Here is a 15072-nt window from a genome sequence, read left to right as displayed (position 1 = left end):
CATCGCTGGTAAACCAGCTCCTACAGGGTCAGGAGCTTACTTTCTTGCGCGGCACGATTTTCTTCAGCAGCAATTTGGCCTTCCCGCGCAACCGCGCCAATCCCGAATCCTTCCCCGGCGCGCTCAACCCCTGCTGCCTCACCCAATCCTTCCAGCGAATCCGCTCATCCCTTACCAGCCAGCCTTCTTGCCGGGCAAAGCTTTCGGCCAGGTACAAACCGCGCGTGCTCGCCGGGTACAGCTGATCCTTTTTCAAGGTGTAGAGCTCAGCCATGGGATGGCCGTCCTGCAAAGGCATCAGATACAAATCAGGGCGCTTGCGATCAAGGCGAGCGACGAGTTGATCGCCTTCCAGCCGCTCATCAACATGGAAAAGGCTCAAGGATTTGGCTTCCTTGGGCACTTCCAGACGCAAGTCGTAGATCAATTGCAGTGAGGCGGTCGGCAAATGCACATAGGCGCGTGGCCGTTCGATCAACTGCAGGTTGGCACAACGCACTGGCCGCGCCGAGCCGGACAACGGGGACAGTCGAAACGGCAAAGCCTCGCGGTAATGCAGGGCGGCCGAGTAGGGCGCCGGCAGCCACGTATCGTTGAAGCGCCCGCCGAGCCAGCCTTCCGGGGTTTCCAGCAGACATTCCTCGGCAATCTCCTGAATCGCCGTGTGCAGCGGCAGGTTCAACTCATGGGCCGGCACGTAGCCGGAAATCAGCTTGAGCACCACATCGCCGCGGTCTTGCCGACGTTGGCGCACCAGCACCCAGTAATCGCGATTTTGCCAATGCAGCGTCAGGCGTACCGAAACCCCGAGGTTGGCCAGTTCAAGGGAAAACCGTTCCGTGTCGGCGACGATTACCGGGCGCCGACGTTGCAGGATCTGAGAGAAATTCAGCGGTCTCCCTACGCTCTGATAAGTCAGGCCTTCGGGAGTCGCTTCGACGAATAACGGCAGGGTCTTGAAGTTGCTCGGGTTCTTTCTTATGAGCGTACGCGGCATGTCGGCTCCTGCTTAAGGCCGCGTGGGCGGCGTCAGTTGCTACGTAGGACCTGGGCAACGGTCGCGACGTTGTGGGCGAGGTGCAGCGGATTAATGGTCCCGACAATAGCACTGGCGACACCCGGATGTTCGAACAACAACTCGAAACTGGCGCGCACCGGGTCCACGCCTGGGTTCAGGCACACGTGACCGCTGGCGAGGGCTTTTTTGACCAGAATGGCTTTGCCGTGAGCAGCAGCATAGTCAATGACGGCCTTTTCGGTTTGCTCGTTCAGATTGTAGGTGACCATCGCACAATCGCCTTGCTCCAGAGCTTTCAAACCGCCTTCGACGGTCTTGCCGGAGAAGCCGAAGCCGCGAATCTTGCCTGCGGCCTTGAGTTCGGCGAGGGTCGCGTAGACTTCGCAGTCATTGAGAATCGCCAGATCGTTGCCGTCGGAATGCACCAGCACCAGGTCGATGAAATCCGTTTCTAGGCGTTGCAAGCTCCGTTCTACCGAGAGCCGGGTATGCGAGGCGCTGAAATCGTGGCGCGATTGGCCGTTGGCAAACTCTTCGCCGACCTTGCTGACAATCACCCAATCCTGACGCTGACCACGCAGCAGTGGGCCGAGGCGTTCTTCACTGCGACCATAAGCCGGCGCGGTGTCGATCAGGTTGATGCCCATGTCACGGGCGAGTTTGAGCAGCATGCGCGCTTCGTCATCATCGGGAATCTGGAAACCGTTGGGGTATTTCACCCCTTGATCCCGGCCGAGTTTTACCGTGCCCAGGCCCAGTGGAGACACCAGCAGGCCGGTGCTGCCCAAGGGGCGATGCAAGTCATGCAGGGTTGGTTGGCTCATGGCAGCAGTTGCTCCCAGGCCGGGATGCCCATGGGCGGTTTTGGCAATTCGGGTAGTGGTGTGACCGGGCCCGGTTGAATGCCATCGCGGGCAAGGCTGGCGATCACCCGGTCGGCGAAGTCCGGCGCCAGCGCCAGTTTGGTTGGCCAACCCACCAGCAGTCGGCCTTCCTCGGCAACAAACGCATTGTCAGGACGGGTCAGGCCCGATTGCAGTGGCTCGGCGCGGTCCACGCGCAAGGTTGCCCATTGCGCCGTGCTCAGGTCGATCCATGGCAACAACTGGCCGAGTTCTTTTTGCGCTGTGGCGATTTGCTCGGCAGGTTCACGGGCTACGCCTTCGGCTTCAGCGATGTCGCCACCCAGGTACCAGACCCATTGGCCGTCGGCGGCCGGGTGGGTGGTCACGGTGATGCGCGGTTTGGTGCCACCACCCAGGCAGTGGGCGTACAGCGGTTTGAGGCCCGGCCCCTTGGCGATGATCATGTGCAGCGGCCGGCGCTGCATGGCTGGCTGACTCAGGCCCAGTGCTTCGAGCAGCGCCGCAGTCCCGGCGCCGGAGCTCAAGACGATGCGTTGCGCGCGGATTTCCCGCTCGTCCACCTTCAGGCCGACCAACACGCCACCTTCAAGCAGCGGTTCGATTTTCTGCCCGGCGAGCAACCCGTCACCCGCCAGATCCGCCAGGCGCTGGACCAGGCTCGGCACATCGATCACCAGTTCCGCCAAGCGATAGACTTTGCCCTTGAAGCGCTTGTCTTGCAGGGCGGGCGGCAGTTGATCGCCTTTAACCTGATCGACGCGACCGCGCACGGCTTTGCTGGCAAAGAAGCTGGTGAGGTTGCCGGCGATTGTGCCGGGCGACCAAAGGTAATGGGCTTCGGACAACAGGCGTACGCCGGACAAATCCAGCTCGCCGTCGCCCGTCAGGGCTTCGCGCCAGCGGCGTGGCATGTCGGCGATGGCTTCAGAGGCACCAGTCAGGGCGCCATGCAACGCGTACTTGGCGCCGCCATGGATGATGCCCTGGGACTTTACACTCTGCCCGCCACCGAGGCTGGCGCTTTCCACCAGCACGGTCGAAAAACCCTGGCGACGCAGGCGTGCATTCAGCCAGAGGCCGGCGACACCAGCGCCGACAATCAGAACGTCGGTGGAAATTACGGATGGCATTCGGCGACCTCAGTGTTCAAGACGAGGGCGCAGTATACAAGGCATCTTCAGGATGCAGGTGGCCCTGTAGGAGCCGGCTTGCTGGCGATCCGGCCAACGCGGTGTGCCGGATGCACCGCTATCGCCAGCAAGCCGGCTCCGACAGAGTGTCAGTGACCGGCGGTTTTCGAGAACAGCTGGATTACCACAACCCCCAGCACAATCAACGCCATCCCCAGCATCGCCGGCACATCCAGCTTCTGCCCGTAGATAAACAGCGCGGCGACGCTGACCATCACGATCCCCATCCCGGCCCACACCGCATACGCCACGCCCACCGGCACGCTGCGCACCACCAGGGTCAGCATCCAGAAGGCAATGCCATAACCGACGATCACCAACAGCAACGGCAACGGCGTGCTGAAGCCTTTGACTGCTTTCATCGAAACAGTGGCAATCACTTCGGCGCAGATGGCGATGGCCAGGTAGTAGTAAGCGGTCATGGATCAATCCTCATATGAAGTGTTGCTTGCTGAGTTCGGCATTCTAGAGATTCTCCAGATGCGGTAAAGTCATTACCTATCTGTTCTATAGATGGGTTTGCCATGCAATGGAATCTTGAACAACTGCGCTTGTTTGTCGGGGTGGCGGAGCAGCGTTCGTTTTCTGCCGTGGCGCGCGACCAGCGCAAAGCCCAGTCGGCGGTCAGCAGTGCGATTGCGCTGTTGGAGGAAGACCTGGGTGTAAGCCTGTTCGATCGCAGCAGCGGTCGCCAGCCGAAACTCACCGAGGCCGGCAATGCCTTGCTCGAAGAAGCGCGTGAAGTGCTGCGCCAGTGCGAGCGTCTCAATGGCCGGGCGCTGGCGATGATGCGTGGCCAGGAAGCGCGCCTACGTCTGGCCCAGGACGAGGCGATGCCTTACCAACCGGTGATTGAAAGCTTTGAGGCGTTGGCGGAAAAATTCCCCAGCCTTGAAGTGCAACTAACCAGCGCTGCCCAGGGCGATGTGGCGCGCAAACTGGTGGAACGTCGGGCCGATCTGGGTTTGCTGTTCTATCACGATCAAATTCCTGAAGCCCTTGAACGGCGGGTGCTGGGCAGCGTCGAGATGGTTACGGTTTGCGGCGTCGGGCACTCGTTGGCGGCGAAGGCTGAAGTGAACTGCCAGGAACTGGCGCGGCATCGCCAGTTGCTAATGTCCACGCAGTCCAGCATCTACCCCGGCAGCGAAGCGGCCAGCCCGCAGGTCTGGCGGGCCGACAGTTTCTACGTAATGGCCGAATGGCTGGTACGCGGCCTCGGCTGGGCCTGGTTGCCACGTCACGTGGTGCAGTACCCGGCGTATCAGGATTTGATGGTCGAACTGGCCAGCGAATGGACTCCGCCGGCGCTGGTGGTGGAATTGGTCTGGCGTCGCGACGAACCGCTCGGTCCGGCGGCTCGCTGGCTGGCGGAACGTTTTGCCATACACCTACAGGCGATCGGCGAAAAAACCGATAAACTCCGCCGCCATGAATAGAACTCTCTACACCGCGCTGTTTTACCTGGGGCTGCCATTGGTAGCGATTCGGTTGTGGCTGCGGGCGCGCAAGGCGCCGGCCTATGCAAAACGTGTCGGCGAGCGTTTCTCCTTTGGGATGCCGGCGATGAAGCCCGGTGGAATCTGGGTGCATGCGGTTTCGGTAGGCGAAAGCATTGCCGCGGCGCCAATGATTCGCGCCTTGCTGCAACGTTACCCACAACTGCCGATCACCGTGACCTGCATGACGCCGACCGGTTCGGAACGCATCCAGGCGTTGTTTGCCAACGAACCGCGCATCCAGCACTGCTATCTGCCGTATGACTTGCCATGTGCCGCCAAACGCTTCCTTGATCGGGTTCATCCAAAACTGGCGGTGATCATGGAAACCGAGCTCTGGCCCAACCATATCCATCAATGCGCCAAGCGCGGGATTCCCGTGGCGTTGGCCAATGCGCGATTGTCCGAACGTTCTGCCAGGGGCTATGGCCGCTTCAGCAAACTGACCGGGCCGATGCTCGCCGAGATGAGCCTGTTCGCGGTGCAAACCGAAGCTGAAGCCCAGCGTTTTCGGCAGTTGGGCGCGCGGGCGGAAACCGTCGAAGTCACCGGCTCGATCAAGTTCGACCTGACCATCGACCCGCAACTGTTGCGGCGTGCGGTCGAGTTGCGCGGCCAATGGCAGGCCCAGGAGCGCCCGGTGTGGATTGCCGCCAGTACCCATGAGGGCGAAGACGAAGTGGTGCTGGCGGCCCATCGTCAGTTGCTGGCAAGCCATCCCGACACGCTGTTGATTCTGGTGCCGCGCCATCCGGAGCGTTTCAATCCGATGTTCGATTTGTGTCGGCAGCAGGGCTTTGCCACGGTCCGTCGCTCCAGCGGCGAACCGGTCACGGCCACGACCTCGGTGCTGTTGGGCGACACCATGGGCGAGTTGCTGTTTCTGTATGCCTTGGCGGACATCGCGTTCGTTGGCGGCAGCCTGGTACCCAACGGCGGGCATAACTTGCTGGAACCGGCGGCCCTGGCCAAACCGGTTCTGAGTGGCCCGCACCTGTTCAACTTCCTCGAAATCGCTTCACAGTTGCGCAACGCCGGGGCGTTACTGGAAGTGGAAGATGCCGAAGGATTGGCATTGGCGGTGCAACGCCTGGTCGAATTGCCGAGGGATGCGCAGCGCATGGCGGATGCAGGATTGAAAGTGATGCGCACCAATCAGGGCGCGTTGCAGCGATTGCTGGATGGGCTTGGCCGGTTAATTAATCGCTGACTTGTAGGAGCCCGGATCAAGCGGCGTACCGAGCCCTGTAGGACCAAGCTTGCTCGCGATGGCGATCTTGCGGACGCCATCGCCGGCAAGCCGGGCTCCTACAGGTTTTGCGTCATACCCGAATCAAGCGGCGTACCGAGCCCTGTAGGACCAAGCTTGCTCGCGATGGCGATCTTGCGGACGTCATCGCCGGCAAGCCGGGCTCCTACAGGTTTTGCGTCATACCCGAATCAAGCGGCGTACCGAGCCCCGTAGGACCAAGCTTGCTCGCGATGGCGATCTTGCGGACGCCATCGCCGGCAAGCCGGGCTCCTACAAGATTTTATTGTTCAGGACGGGCCTTGAGTTGTTCAGCCGCAGCCTTCGCCAGATCCGGCGGCAGGAAGTCCTTGTCCGGGTTGTAGTTGGGGTTTAACCAACGCGCCAGGTCTTGCAAATCCCCCGGATTCAACGTGCCGGCCTGTTGCTTCAGGCGCAGGTTGTCGAGGATGTAGTCGTAGCGGGTGTTGTTGTAATCACGTACCGACGTGTAGAGCGAGCGCTGCGCATCCAGCACGTCGACGATGTTGCGTGTTCCCACCTGGTAACCGATTTCGGTCGCTTCCACCGCGCTCTGGTTGGAGATAATCGACTGCTTGCGCGCCTGAACCTGCTCGACGTCGGTGTTCACCGCACGGTGCAGGTCGCGGGTGTTTTCGACGATTTGCCGACGCAGGGATTCGCGTTGCTGCTCCGTCTGGTCCAGTTGTGCATACGATTGGCGCACCTGGGAATTGATCAGGCCGCCGCTGTAGATCGGGATGTTCAATTGCAGTCCGATCTGCGTTTGTTCGACATCGCCTTTGTACGGCGCACCGAAGGCGTTTGGGTTGCTGAAGCCCAGTGCGTCGTTGTCGCCTTTCTCGTATCTCGCAATCGCGTCGACAGTCGGTGCATGGCCGGCCTTGCGCTGCTTGAGGGTTTGCTCGGCGGCGCTGACGGCGTAGTTGCTGGCCAACAGATTGAGGTTCTGCCTGGCCGCGGTTTCGACCCAGGCCTTGGCGTCGTTCGGCGCGGGCGGCAGGATCGGCAAATTGTGGCTGATGCCCTGGATCGAGTTGTACTGGCGGTTGGTCAGGGTGATCAGGGCTTCGAAGGCATCATCCACCTGACGTTGCGCAACGATGCGGTTGGCGCGTGCGGTGTCGTAGCTGGCTTGTGAGTTCAGTACGTCGGTCTTGTCCGAGAGGCCGACATCGAAGCGCTCGTTGGATTGATCGAGTTGGCGCTTGAACGCGGCTTCTTCGGCTTTGGTCGAGGCCAGGTTGTCCTGGCTGCGCAGTACATTGAAGTAGCTGTCGGCGGTTTGCAGAATCAGGTTTTGTTCGGTCGCCGAGAGTTGCAGGGCGGCCTGCTCGTTGACGTCCTTGGCAGCCTGGAACTGGAACCAGCGATCGGCACGGAACAGTGGCTGCGCCAGGGTGGCCTGATACGAATGGGCATTGCGGTTGGCCGTGGCCGACGGCTGATCGATCGAGGTGCGCACATTGGTCAGATCAGCGCCGCCCGAAAGATTGGGCAGCAACCCGGCGCGGGCCTGGGGCACGACTTCTTTCTGGGCGCCATATTGGGCGACGGCGGCGGCGAGGTCGGCGTTGTTGTTCACCGCTTCCTGATAGACGCTGACCAGGTCGGTTTTAGTCGATAAGGGCGCTTCTGCTGCCCAGGCCATTCCGTTGGACGCACAAGACACGGCGAGGGCCAGTGAAAGTTTGCGCAGCATGAGGCGATCCCTAAAAAATTATGCTGATAATTTGAGCGCCAAGGCTACGGCGCGGCACATGCAGCGTCAATGCGCAGCTTGGCCGTAGCGAGTGTAGTTGCGCAGGCGAGCGGCAACAATCCTGCCGTTCTCGGTAATTGCGCCATTCATCATGGTGTTTATCGCGGTGTTGGCGTTCCTTGCCAGTTGTGTCTAGACTGGCCGGGTTCTTGTCGGGGTGCCTTGCTATGAGGCTGAGATCGAATAATTTCGGATCCCGTTGAACCTGATCAGGTTAGCGCCTGCGTAGGGAACAAGATTTCTCGTCACCCGGCGAGTCCTCTTGTGCTTCGTCCGGGATGTTGTTCGACAATCGAACACCCCTCGAGCACTGAGCACAGCACAGCTGGTTTTCCAGCGCCCGTGCGTCCATTCGTTTACAGGTTCGCTCCGACAAAATTCCACTGCCTGGATGCTGTCTGGAGAGCCCGTGATGACCACAAAAGCAAAAATCGCCACCAACCTGAGTGACTCGGCCAAGGTCGATCAGCAGTCGGTACAGCCGTTTACCCGCTCGCAAAAAATTTACGTTCAGGGCACTCGCCCGGACATCCTCGTGCCGATGCGCGAAATCAGCCTCGACGTGACGCCGACCGACTTCGGTGGCGAGGTCAACGCGCCGGTCGTGGTCTATGACACATCCGGCCCGTATACCGACCCCAACGTCATCATCGACGTGCGCAAAGGTCTTGCGGACGTACGTTCGCCGTGGATCGAATCCCGTGGCGACACCGAGCGATTGAGCGGCCTGAGCTCGAACTTCGGCCAGGAACGCCTGGCCGATCCAGAGCTGACCAAGTTGCGTTTTGCCCACGTCAACAACCCGCGTCGCGCCAAGGCCGGGGCCAACGTCAGCCAGATGCACTACGCGCGCAAAGGCATCATCACCGCCGAGATGGAATACGTCGCCATCCGCGAAAACATGAAGCTGGAAGTGGCCCGTGCCGCCGGCCTGCTGGACCAGCAACATGCCGGTCACAGTTTCGGCGCCAGCGTGCCGAAAATCATCACACCCGAATTCGTCCGTGACGAAATCGCCCGTGGCCGCGCGATCATTCCGGCCAACATCAACCACACCGAACTGGAACCGATGATCATCGGCCGTAACTTCCTGGTGAAGATCAACGGCAACATCGGCAACAGCGCACTGGGTTCGTCCATCGAAGAAGAAGTGGCGAAACTGACCTGGGGCATTCGCTGGGGTTCGGACACGGTCATGGACCTGTCCACCGGCAAGCACATCCACGAAACCCGCGAGTGGATCATCCGCAACTCGCCGGTGCCGATCGGCACGGTGCCGATCTACCAGGCCCTGGAAAAAGTCGGCGGCGTGGCCGAAGACCTGACCTGGGAACTGTTCCGCGACACGCTGATCGAGCAAGCCGAGCAGGGCGTCGATTACTTCACCATCCATGCCGGCGTGCTGTTGCGCTACGTGCCGATGACTGCCAAGCGCGTGACCGGCATCGTCTCCCGTGGCGGTTCGATTATGGCCAAGTGGTGCCTGGCGCATCATAAGGAAAACTTCCTCTACACCCATTTCGAAGACATCTGCGAAATCATGAAGGCCTACGACGTCAGCTTCTCGCTGGGCGATGGCCTGCGTCCGGGCTCGATTGCCGATGCCAACGACGAAGCGCAGTTCGGCGAACTGGAAACCCTCGGCGAGTTGACCAAGATCGCCTGGAAGCACGATGTGCAGTGCATGATCGAAGGTCCGGGCCACGTGCCGATGCAGTTGATTAAAGAGAACATGGACAAGCAGCTTGAATGCTGCGATGAGGCGCCGTTCTACACCCTCGGCCCGCTGACCACCGACATCGCTCCGGGCTACGACCACATCACCTCCGGTATCGGTGCGGCGATGATCGGCTGGTTCGGTTGCGCCATGCTTTGCTACGTGACGCCGAAGGAACACCTCGGTTTGCCGAACAAGGATGACGTCAAGACCGGGATCATTACCTACAAGATCGCCGCGCATGCCGCCGATCTGGCCAAAGGGCATCCGGGCGCGCAGATCCGCGACAATGCCTTGAGCAAGGCGCGTTTCGAATTCCGTTGGGAAGACCAGTTCAACCTCGGCCTTGATCCGGATACCGCGCGTTCGTATCACGATGAAACCTTGCCGAAGGATTCGGCCAAGGTCGCGCATTTCTGCTCGATGTGCGGGCCGAAATTCTGCTCGATGAAGATTACCCAGGAAGTCCGCGAGTATGCGGCCAACCAGCGGATCGAAGCGGTGGACGTGGACGTCGCCCAAGGCATGGCTGAACAGGCCGAGCGCTTCAAGCAGGAAGGCAGTCAGCTGTACCAGAAAGTTTGATGCCGGTATTCCAACCGTAGGAGCCGGCTTGCTGGCGATGGCGGTGCACCTGATGCACTGCGTCGCCTTTGATCGCTGGCAAGCCAGCTCCTACGGGACCGTAAAGACCACAACAACAAATGTCCCTCTGAGATAACACCCTTGAGCATTCAACCCAGCACTTACTCACCCGACATTGCTGTACCGAACGACAAACGTGTCTTCGGCGGCCGCGATCTGTTTTCCCTGTGGTTCTCCCTCGGCATCGGCCTAATGGTGCTGCAGACTGGCGCACTTCTGGCGCCAGGCCTGGGCCTGTCCGGCTCGTTGCTGGCGATCTTCCTCGGCACGCTGGTCGGCGTCCTGCTGCTGGCTGCCGTCGGCGTGATCGGCAGCGACACCGGCCTGTCGTCCATGGCCGCGCTCAAGCTCAGCCTCGGCACACGGGGCGCAAGCCTGCCAGCGGTGCTGAACCTGCTGCAACTGATCGGTTGGGGTTCGTTCGAAATCATCGTCATGCGCGATGCGGCCAGCCTGTTGGGCGCGAAGGCCTTCAGCGAAGGCAGCCTGTTGTCGAGTCCCATGCTGTGGACGCTGTTCTTCGGCGCACTGGCGACCTTGCTCGCCGTCAGCGGTCCGTTGACTTTTGTGCGGCAAATCCTGCGCAAGTGGGGCATCTGGCTGCTGCTGGCCGCGTGCATTTGGCTGACCTGGAACCTGTTCGCCAAAGCTGATCTGGCGGCATTGTGGGCACAGGCCGGTGACGGTTCGATGCCGTTTGCCGTGGGCTTCGACATCGCCATTGCCATGCCGTTGTCGTGGCTGCCGCTGATTGCCGACTACTCGCGTTTCGGCAAGCGAGCGAAGAATGTCTTCGGTGGCACGGCGATCGGTTTCTTTATCGGTAACTTCTGGCTGATGAGCCTGGGCGTGGCCTACACCCTGGCGTTCGCGCCGAGCGGTGAAGTCAATGCCTTGCTGTTGGCGCTGGCCGGTGCCGGCCTGGGGATTCCGCTGCTGCTGATTTTGCTGGATGAGTCGGAAAATGCCTTTGCCGATATTCACTCGGCGGCGGTGTCGAGCGGGATTCTGCTGCGCTTGAAAGTCGAACACCTGGCGTTGGCCATCGGCGTAGTCTGCACCTTGATCGCCTTGCTGGCGCCATTGGCCCAGTACCAGAACTTCCTGCTGTTGATCGGCTCGGTGTTTGCGCCGTTGTTCGGTGTGGTGCTGGTGGATCACTTCATCCTGCGCAAACGCAGTGGCCAGGTGGCCTCGGCTACATTGCGCTGGCCGGCGCTGCTCGCCTGGCTGGGCGGGATCAGCACCTATCATCTGCTGGCCAACTTGTACCCTGATGTCGGCGCAACCCTGCCGGCGTTGATCCTGGCAGGGCTGCTTCAGCTAGTACTGGGTCGGGCCTTCAGTTACGGCCGGGAAACAGCTCGGGCTTGATGATGCCGTTCAGGCGAGGGTAGGGGATCTTCAGTTCGACATGACCCAGCGCGTACGGCGCGATGCTGCTGGTTTCGTACTTGAGGATCACCCCGCCATAGGTCAGCGCCACGTTTTGGGTTTTCTGGAACGGCCAGCTCTTCACGAACTCCGGTTCCTGATCGAGCTTGGTGCTGATCAACCAACTGTTGTGCGCCACCTGCGCGGCTTTCCAGAACGCCTCTTCCTGCCCCGGCACCAGCATGTCCGACAGCGTCAGCACTTTATGCTGTTGGCGCGAATAGTTGATGAAGCCCCGACCCGGCGTGCCATGGGCGCCGCCGGTGTCCAGGTAGCTGGACAACTCGATGATCACCAAGCCGTCATGCTGCTCCCGTACCTTGGCCTGCAAGTAAATGCTGTTGCGCGGGCCGGCGGTGCGCAAAAACTGTTCGCGATAGGCCGCCAGCGTCGGTGCCACCGGAGCGTCGGGCGAGGTGCGGGTCATTTGCAGCAGGCGTTTTTCGATGATGCCGTCCAGTGCAGGCTCGGCTGGGAAGTGCAGCGTGTCGATGTTCACCAGCGGGCAATCCTGGTCCGTGCAACCTGGCTTGAGCTGTTCGGAGGCGTCGCGGGTGGTTTCCAGCGGCGCCCGATAGTTGGGCTGGAAAAGGCTCTGGCAAGCGCCCAGGGTCAGGGCGATAGCGGCCACGGAGGCGATTTTAAAAAGCGACATGGTTGTCCTTCATAAAACAGGGAAAGGCGAAAAGTTACCCGCTTCGACTGTCAACGGAGCAGTCAGTTCGCCACTAAGCTAATTAGAGTGGGTTTCGTCCTAACCGTCTATCCCGCTGACGGTAAAGGGGCTGCATCAAACGTCACGGGCGCGTTAGGATGGCGCGAAGTCGAGGCTCCAGGAAAAGGAACCTCGAACAGGATTGTAGTAAAGAGGATAGTCATGACTGATTTTGCCAGCGCCATTCCGACCGCCGTTGATATCGTTCGGCGCGAAAAGTGCTACGAGGGCTTCTACAAGCTCGATCGCGTGCACTTGCGCCACGAATTGTTCGCCGGCGGCATGAGCCGCGAGATCAATCGGGAAGTCTTCGTGCGCCACGATGCGGTTTGTGTACTGCCTTACGATCCGCAGCGCGACGAAGTCGTGCTGATCGAGCAGTTTCGCGTCGGCGCCATGGGCAAGATGAACAATCCGTGGCTGATCGAACTGGTCGCTGGTCTGATCGATACGGAAGAAGTACCGGAAGAAGTTGCTCACCGCGAAGGGCAGGAGGAAGCTGGGCTGGTATTCGGGGCGCTGTGGCCGATGACCAAATATTTTCCATCGCCGGGCGGCAGCAATGAATTCGTGCATTTGTACCTGGGGCGTTGCGAGACAACCGGGGTCGGCGGCCTGCATGGGCTGGAGGAAGAAGCAGAAGATATCCGCGTGACGGTGTGGGCCTTCGAAGACGCCCTGCAAGCCGTGCGCGACGGTCGTATTGCCAACGCGGCCAGCATCATTGCCTTGCAATGGCTGGCACTGAACCGCGTTGAAGTGAGGGGGTTATGGTCGTAAACAAGCTGCGCGATCGCTATCGGGTGGACCTCGTGGGGCTGCAAGCGTCCTGTGAGGCGAACTACGCGCGCCTGATGCGACTGCTGCCGGACATGCGCAGCGAGCCGGCAGCGCGGCGCATCGCCGTGACCCATGGCGAGCAGATGCTCGGCGTGCTGGCCCTGGAAGTGCTGCAAGTCTGTCCGTACACCACGACGCTGCAAGTGCGTCAGGAGCACAGCCTGCCGTGGCTGCCAGTGCCGCAACTGGAAGTACAGGTCTATCACGACGCCTGCATGGCCGAAGTGGTCAGCGCCGAACATGCGCGACGCTTTCGTGGCATCTATCCTTATCCGAACGCTTCGATGCATCAGCCCGACGAAAAGGCCCAACTGAATATGTTCCTGGGCGAATGGTTGAGCCATTGCCTGGCGTTGGGGCACGAGTACGAAGTGGTCCGTTGACGTTCTTGTGAACTGCGTCAGGTTCACAGGTTTCCCCTTTCAATCATCCCCCAGCATAATTGCGCCATTATCCAACCCCGCGATCACGCCCTGGGAGAACACCTTGCCGAGCGTATCCACCCTGACCACCGCCGAGTCGGCGTTGCTGGTGCAACTCTCTGACAGTCACCTGTTTGCCGAGGCGGACGGTGCGCTGCTGGGCATGAATACCCGTGACAGCCTGCAAAAAGTCATCGAACTGGTGCGCGCGCAGCAGCCTCGGATCGATCTGATCCTGGCCACCGGCGATCTGTCTCAGGACGGCACGCTGGAGTCTTACCAGCAGTTTCGCGAACAGACCCGGCAACTCGATGCGCCGGCACGCTGGATTCCCGGCAACCACGACGAGCCACGGATCATGGCCGAGGCAGCGGTGCAAAGTGCCTTGCTGGAACCGGTGGTGGATATCGGTAATTGGCGGGTCACGTTGCTGGATTCGGCGGTGCCGGGCTCGGTGCCAGGGTTTCTGCAGGACGAACAATTGCAGTTGCTGGCCCAGGCGCTGAGCGAAGCGCCCGAGCGCCATCATTTGGTGTGCTTGCACCATCATCCGGTGTCGATCGGTTGTGCGTGGATGGAGCCGATAGGCTTGCGCAATCCGGAAGCCTTTTTTGAAGTGCTCGATCGTTTTCCGCAGGTACGCGCAGTGCTCTGGGGGCACGTGCATCAGGAAATCGATCAATTGCGTAACGGCGTACGTCTGATCGCCTCGCCGTCGACCTGCATTCAGTTCGAACCGGGCAGCGAGGATTTCAAGGTCGGCGAGCAGGCGCCAGGGTATCGCTGGTTGCGCTTGTTGCCGGACGGTCGTCTGGAAACCGGTGTGGAGAGAGTCATCGGCTTCGATTTTACGGTGGATTACGGTTCCAACGGTTACTGACAAGCCCACTCCCTCTGTGAGAGCCCGGCTTGCTGGCGATAGCGATTTCAAGGACGCCATCGCCAGCAAGCCGGGCTCCTACAGGGGGAATTCAATTCAACAGATGATTGCACCAAACTCCTTCCGAGTCCCTGTAAACTCCGCCTCTTTACCCGACGCACAGGGAGTTCAAATGTCCGGCTCGATCCTTTATATCCACGGTTTCAACAGTGCGCCTGCGTCAAAGAAGGCCACACAGTTGATCGCAGTGATGGAGCGTCTGGGCTTGAGCGATCAACTGCGGGTGCCGGCCCTGCATCACCATCCCCGCGAAGCCATCGGTCAGCTCGAACAGGCGATTGAAGCGCTCGGGCGGCCACTGCTGGTCGGCAGCTCACTCGGCGGCTACTATGCGACTCACTTGGCCGAACGCCATGGCCTGAAGGCCCTGTTGATCAACCCTGCCGTCAATCCACACCGGATGTTCGACGGGTTTCTGGGGACGCAGAAAAACCTGTATACCGATGAGGCCTGGGAACTGACCCACGACCATGTGACGGCCCTGGCCGAACTGGAAGTGCCGGCGCCGCAGGACCCGCAGCGCTATCAGGTGTGGTTGCAGACCGGTGACGAAACGCTGGATTATCGCCTCGCCCAACAGTATTACCGGGCCTGTGCCTTGCGGATCCAGGCCGGCGGCGACCATAGTTTCCAGGGTTTTGCCACACAGCTTCCCGCCATGCTGAGTTTTGCCGGCATTGGCGCCGATTTGTATCAGGCGATTGATTTCACTGCACTGTGATATCTCGCCCCTTTTCACTGACACACTGACGAC

The 15072-nt window shown here is 60.5% G+C and carries 14 protein-coding genes and 1 riboswitch; of the genes, 8 read left to right on the top strand and 6 right to left on the bottom strand.

Annotated elements, in window-relative coordinates:
- Positions 1-28: 28 nt before the first annotated feature.
- The 4 genes from ABVN21_RS21110 to ABVN21_RS21095 all read right to left on the bottom strand — a co-directional run bounded on the left by ABVN21_RS21110 (position 29) and on the right by ABVN21_RS21095 (position 3496).
- Positions 29-997 carry a metal ABC transporter ATPase gene (locus ABVN21_RS21110; RefSeq protein WP_339555200.1) on the bottom strand — a complete coding sequence of 323 codons (969 nt, stop codon included), beginning with the start codon at positions 995-997 and terminating at the stop codon, positions 29-31.
- A gap of 32 nt (positions 998-1029) precedes the next feature.
- Positions 1030-1842 carry an aldo/keto reductase gene (locus ABVN21_RS21105; RefSeq protein ID WP_339555201.1) on the bottom strand — a complete coding sequence of 271 codons (813 nt, stop codon included), beginning with the start codon at positions 1840-1842 and terminating at the stop codon, positions 1030-1032.
- Positions 1839-3014 (bottom strand): FAD-dependent oxidoreductase, encoded by a 1176-nt coding sequence (locus tag ABVN21_RS21100; protein WP_339555202.1) that lies wholly within the window; start codon positions 3012-3014, stop codon positions 1839-1841. Before ABVN21_RS21100 ends, ABVN21_RS21105 begins: the two co-directional genes overlap by 4 nt.
- Before the next feature lie 149 nt (positions 3015-3163).
- Positions 3164-3496, bottom strand: a complete 333-nt coding sequence (locus tag ABVN21_RS21095) for a multidrug efflux SMR transporter (protein WP_008004867.1) — start codon at positions 3494-3496, stop codon at positions 3164-3166.
- Between the two features lie 102 nt (positions 3497-3598).
- Between ABVN21_RS21095 and ABVN21_RS21090 the strand changes: the two genes are divergently transcribed.
- The gene (locus tag ABVN21_RS21090; protein ID WP_339555203.1) at positions 3599-4513 is read left to right on the top strand and encodes a LysR family transcriptional regulator; all 915 of its coding nucleotides are present in this window, start codon (positions 3599-3601) and stop codon (positions 4511-4513) included.
- Positions 4506-5783 (top strand): lipid IV(A) 3-deoxy-D-manno-octulosonic acid transferase, encoded by a 1278-nt coding sequence (gene waaA, locus ABVN21_RS21085; RefSeq protein WP_339555204.1) that lies wholly within the window; start codon positions 4506-4508, stop codon positions 5781-5783. The genes ABVN21_RS21090 and waaA overlap by 8 nt, the downstream gene beginning before the upstream one ends.
- Before the next feature lie 322 nt (positions 5784-6105).
- Here waaA and ABVN21_RS21080 read toward each other — a convergent pair whose 3' ends face one another.
- The gene (locus tag ABVN21_RS21080) at positions 6106-7545 is read right to left on the bottom strand and encodes a TolC family outer membrane protein (protein WP_339555205.1); all 1440 of its coding nucleotides are present in this window, start codon (positions 7543-7545) and stop codon (positions 6106-6108) included.
- A 203-nt stretch (positions 7546-7748) separates the two neighbouring features.
- Positions 7749-7854, top strand: a riboswitch (TPP riboswitch).
- Positions 7855-8017: 163 nt separating this feature from the next.
- On the opposite strand from ABVN21_RS21080, the gene thiC reads away from it, so the two are divergent.
- Positions 8018-9907 (top strand): phosphomethylpyrimidine synthase ThiC, encoded by a 1890-nt coding sequence (thiC, locus tag ABVN21_RS21075; RefSeq protein ID WP_160105216.1) that lies wholly within the window; start codon positions 8018-8020, stop codon positions 9905-9907.
- A gap of 141 nt (positions 9908-10048) precedes the next feature.
- Positions 10049-11341, top strand: coding sequence for a putative hydroxymethylpyrimidine transporter CytX (cytX, locus tag ABVN21_RS21070; protein ID WP_339555206.1), 1293 nt, complete (start codon positions 10049-10051; stop codon positions 11339-11341).
- Here cytX and ABVN21_RS21065 read toward each other — a convergent pair.
- Positions 11310-12056 carry an RsiV family protein gene (locus ABVN21_RS21065; RefSeq protein WP_339555207.1) on the bottom strand — a complete coding sequence of 249 codons (747 nt, stop codon included), beginning with the start codon at positions 12054-12056 and terminating at the stop codon, positions 11310-11312. The genes cytX and ABVN21_RS21065 overlap by 32 nt on opposite strands.
- A 222-nt stretch (positions 12057-12278) precedes the next feature.
- On the opposite strand from ABVN21_RS21065, the gene ABVN21_RS21060 reads away from it, so the two are divergent.
- From ABVN21_RS21060 to ABVN21_RS21045, 4 genes are all read left to right on the top strand, one after another.
- Positions 12279-12896, top strand: a complete 618-nt coding sequence (locus ABVN21_RS21060) for an NUDIX domain-containing protein (protein WP_339555208.1) — start codon at positions 12279-12281, stop codon at positions 12894-12896.
- Positions 12887-13339, top strand: coding sequence for a DUF1249 domain-containing protein (locus ABVN21_RS21055; protein WP_034148716.1), 453 nt, complete (start codon positions 12887-12889; stop codon positions 13337-13339). Before ABVN21_RS21060 ends, ABVN21_RS21055 begins: the two co-directional genes overlap by 10 nt.
- Positions 13340-13442: 103 nt before the next feature.
- Positions 13443-14258 carry a 3',5'-cyclic-AMP phosphodiesterase gene (cpdA, locus tag ABVN21_RS21050; protein WP_339555209.1) on the top strand — a complete coding sequence of 272 codons (816 nt, stop codon included), beginning with the start codon at positions 13443-13445 and terminating at the stop codon, positions 14256-14258.
- Positions 14259-14430: 172 nt separating this feature from the next.
- The gene (locus ABVN21_RS21045; protein ID WP_339554335.1) at positions 14431-15039 is read left to right on the top strand and encodes a YqiA/YcfP family alpha/beta fold hydrolase; all 609 of its coding nucleotides are present in this window, start codon (positions 14431-14433) and stop codon (positions 15037-15039) included.
- Positions 15040-15072: the final 33 nt, after the last annotated feature.

The organism is Pseudomonas sp. MYb327, assembly GCF_040438925.1.
GTDB lineage: Bacteria > Pseudomonadota > Gammaproteobacteria > Pseudomonadales > Pseudomonadaceae > Aquipseudomonas.
Note: the sequence above shows the minus strand (reverse complement) of the source record. Positions and strands in the feature narration are given on the sequence as shown.

What these genes read in the sequence shown, in the direction of transcription:
- ABVN21_RS21065 (WP_339555207.1), bottom strand. Translation starts at nt 12,056, where the DNA reads ATGTCGCTTTTTAAAATCGCCTCCGTGGCCGCTATCGCCCTGACCCTG.
- ABVN21_RS21105 (WP_339555201.1), bottom strand. Translation starts at nt 1,842, where the DNA reads ATGAGCCAACCAACCCTGCATGACTTGCATCGCCCCTTGGGCAGCACC.
- ABVN21_RS21090 (WP_339555203.1), top strand. Translation starts at nt 3,599, where the DNA reads ATGCAATGGAATCTTGAACAACTGCGCTTGTTTGTCGGGGTGGCGGAG.
- ABVN21_RS21110 (WP_339555200.1), bottom strand. Translation starts at nt 997, where the DNA reads ATGCCGCGTACGCTCATAAGAAAGAACCCGAGCAACTTCAAGACCCTG.
- ABVN21_RS21060 (WP_339555208.1), top strand. Translation starts at nt 12,279, where the DNA reads ATGACTGATTTTGCCAGCGCCATTCCGACCGCCGTTGATATCGTTCGG.
- ABVN21_RS21080 (WP_339555205.1), bottom strand. Translation starts at nt 7,545, where the DNA reads ATGCTGCGCAAACTTTCACTGGCCCTCGCCGTGTCTTGTGCGTCCAAC.
- ABVN21_RS21045 (WP_339554335.1), top strand. Translation starts at nt 14,431, where the DNA reads ATGTCCGGCTCGATCCTTTATATCCACGGTTTCAACAGTGCGCCTGCG.
- waaA (WP_339555204.1), top strand. Translation starts at nt 4,506, where the DNA reads ATGAATAGAACTCTCTACACCGCGCTGTTTTACCTGGGGCTGCCATTG.
- thiC (WP_160105216.1), top strand. Translation starts at nt 8,018, where the DNA reads ATGACCACAAAAGCAAAAATCGCCACCAACCTGAGTGACTCGGCCAAG.
- ABVN21_RS21095 (WP_008004867.1), bottom strand. Translation starts at nt 3,496, where the DNA reads ATGACCGCTTACTACTACCTGGCCATCGCCATCTGCGCCGAAGTGATT.
- ABVN21_RS21100 (WP_339555202.1), bottom strand. Translation starts at nt 3,014, where the DNA reads ATGCCATCCGTAATTTCCACCGACGTTCTGATTGTCGGCGCTGGTGTC.
- ABVN21_RS21055 (WP_034148716.1), top strand. Translation starts at nt 12,887, where the DNA reads ATGGTCGTAAACAAGCTGCGCGATCGCTATCGGGTGGACCTCGTGGGG.